2 protein-coding genes are annotated in these 2,228 nt (G+C 50.6%); one reads left to right on the top strand and one right to left on the bottom strand.

Features of this window, described 5'->3' with window-relative positions:
- Nucleotides 1-108: 108 nt before the first annotated feature.
- Nucleotides 109-522: a hypothetical protein gene (locus tag QUB24_RS33255; protein WP_333157843.1), complete on the bottom strand. Its 414-nt coding sequence runs from the start codon at nucleotides 520-522 to the stop codon at nucleotides 109-111.
- Nucleotides 523-678: 156 nt separating this feature from the next.
- Between QUB24_RS33255 and QUB24_RS33250 the strand changes: the two genes are divergently transcribed.
- Nucleotides 679-2,172, top strand: coding sequence for a hypothetical protein (locus QUB24_RS33250; RefSeq protein ID WP_333157842.1), 1,494 nt, complete (start codon nucleotides 679-681; stop codon nucleotides 2,170-2,172).
- Nucleotides 2,173-2,228 lie beyond the last annotated feature (56 nt).

Here is a 2,228-nt window from a genome sequence, read left to right as displayed (position 1 = left end):
CTCCTTTGTTCATAAGTGCGATCGACTCCAATGACTAATGACTAATGACTAATATCTAATATCTAACGCAAAAGCCAGCACGAGACGCTGTGCTGGCTTTCTTTGCGGTTACTCTAGTTCGTTGTCTGCCTTTCTCTCTTGAATTTGACGCTCTGCCTCGTCAAGCTCTTGAATAATTCCATTAAGATTTTCGAGTTCCTCTCTTAATTTGCTGATTTTTTGCTCATATTTAGCAGCGTCCGCAAGTGCCAACCCGTGTGCAGATAAAGATTCGGTCAACTGAGCCTCAAGGCTCTTGCTCAGTTGACGAGCAAGTTTCCCACTAACAGAGAGGGAGATAGCGGCGGAATCTGTCCGCGTAACAGTTGCTCTAATGCGTCGCTGTCGCTTGCCGCTCCCATCACCTCCTTCAGTGCTTGCAATATCTTGCGAGCCGTTGGAGTGATCCGAACCGCCAATTGGACTGACTTGGTTTCCCCGTGCAGCGAGTGTTTCGTCTTGGCCATAAGTTTCAGTTGCCATGCAAAGTACCTCTTAATTTTGTCATGCAATGTATTGACAGTCGATTGTAATGCAATGTACCATATAAGCTATTGTAGTGCAATAAGTATCAATTTCATCCTGCACTGCATACCCCAAACGTTAATGGGTGGGCAAATCCCGCCCTTTCCCTAACCTATGTACACCCTGGAAAGTTTGCAACAGAAGAATTTAAAGGAATTGAAGGAAATCGGCTGGGAACTGAATGTGGTACCAGAAGGCGACAGACGGTGCCGCCAAAACTGGATTGATGCCATTGCCGGTGTCAATCCCCCACTGCTACAACTGCTGGAAGTTTCCCCCGGTGTCGAAGTCGAACCGGTATCGGAGGCGATCGAAGTTCAACGCCAGGAGCCACTGCTGGAATCTTCCCCGTCAGCGGTTGAATGTCCAAGTTGTGGCGCTGTTCATGCCTTGTACAGCACGAAAGACTATTTAGATAGACCGGAGATTCGCTGTTTGCACTGCGATTACAGCAGGTTCAAAAACTACCCCGGCGCGATTCAACTTGAAGCCCAGGAGCCGCCGATCGAGTCCAAGTTTGGCCGCATCGTCTATCCCAAATCGACCGAATCGCCGATCGCACAAAATGCAGAAACTAGACCCCAGCTCGACAGAACAGAAAGTGCTGATGTACATAACCGGCGCCCTCATCCCGCCGAATCAGTTCGAGATAGCAGCGGCGCTAAAGCTGAAGCACTGGGAAACAAAGAAGGCGATCGAGTATTGGCGCTGGCAGGGAATAGTGAAGCAAGTAGAGGGGGAGTTTTACCCCATCAGTCAATTGAACTAGCGGCCACATTTAACGATGAACAGCCGCCGAACCGTGGTGATGGCAAAGGACGGATTGAGCCAAAAGTGAGCCAAAGTGCGATCGGCTTTGTGCCTGAAAATCTCTTAGTTTGTGCCTACTGCACAGAGCCTGAGTACGCATCACTGCGAGACGAGACTTACCGATGCTATCGGTGCAAACCTGATCAGAATCCCATCTTGACAGGGATTGTTTTATCAGACAGATTTCTTGCTCGCTATTCCCCGCCACAGCCTGAGATTGTCCGCTTTCAAGCCGACATTGACGGGCAACTCAGGTTGCTCGATTTCACAGTGGAAACCAACGACGAACCGCCAGAGCCGGATGATTTTCCCAGCATCGATGCTTTCAATGAGGCGATCGCACTTTGGGACGCCGAACACCCCGAACCGCTGGAAATTTCCCTCGATTCCTTCTGCGAGTGGGCCCCGTGTCCCGATGACTGGTACGAACCGGAACCGTCCGAAGTGATGGAACTTTCACCGAGCTCCGATCATTTGCTTAGCAGCTCCGATCATTACGAAGTTCGCAAGTGCTGGAACTTTTCCATTCCCACATTTGACACTTGGTGCGATCGCACAAACCGACAAAACGACACAGACGAACCGCCTGACACAGGGATATTTGCCCGACTGCCGGGGCCCAAACCGCCGAAATTTCCACCAAGGGCGATCGGGTCTGACACTGCCAAAAAGTCCTTAAACGCAAATCGGTATACTACACGCAGCGTAATTGCAGCCCTATCGCCTATTACCCCCATCGCTGCTGGCAGTAGCAGTCAGTCAGGGCGATCGCCTCCGGGAGGTGATGCCATGCACTAGAAGCGGCTGCTTGCATAGAGCATTGAACATGACGAACTTATCTCCCATATCTCGTT

The organism is Microcoleus sp. B9-D4 (assembly GCF_036705105.1).
GTDB lineage: Bacteria > Cyanobacteriota > Cyanobacteriia > Cyanobacteriales > Microcoleaceae > Microcoleus.
The sequence above is the reverse complement of the archived record's forward strand: the minus strand, read 5'-3'. Positions and strand labels throughout refer to the sequence as shown.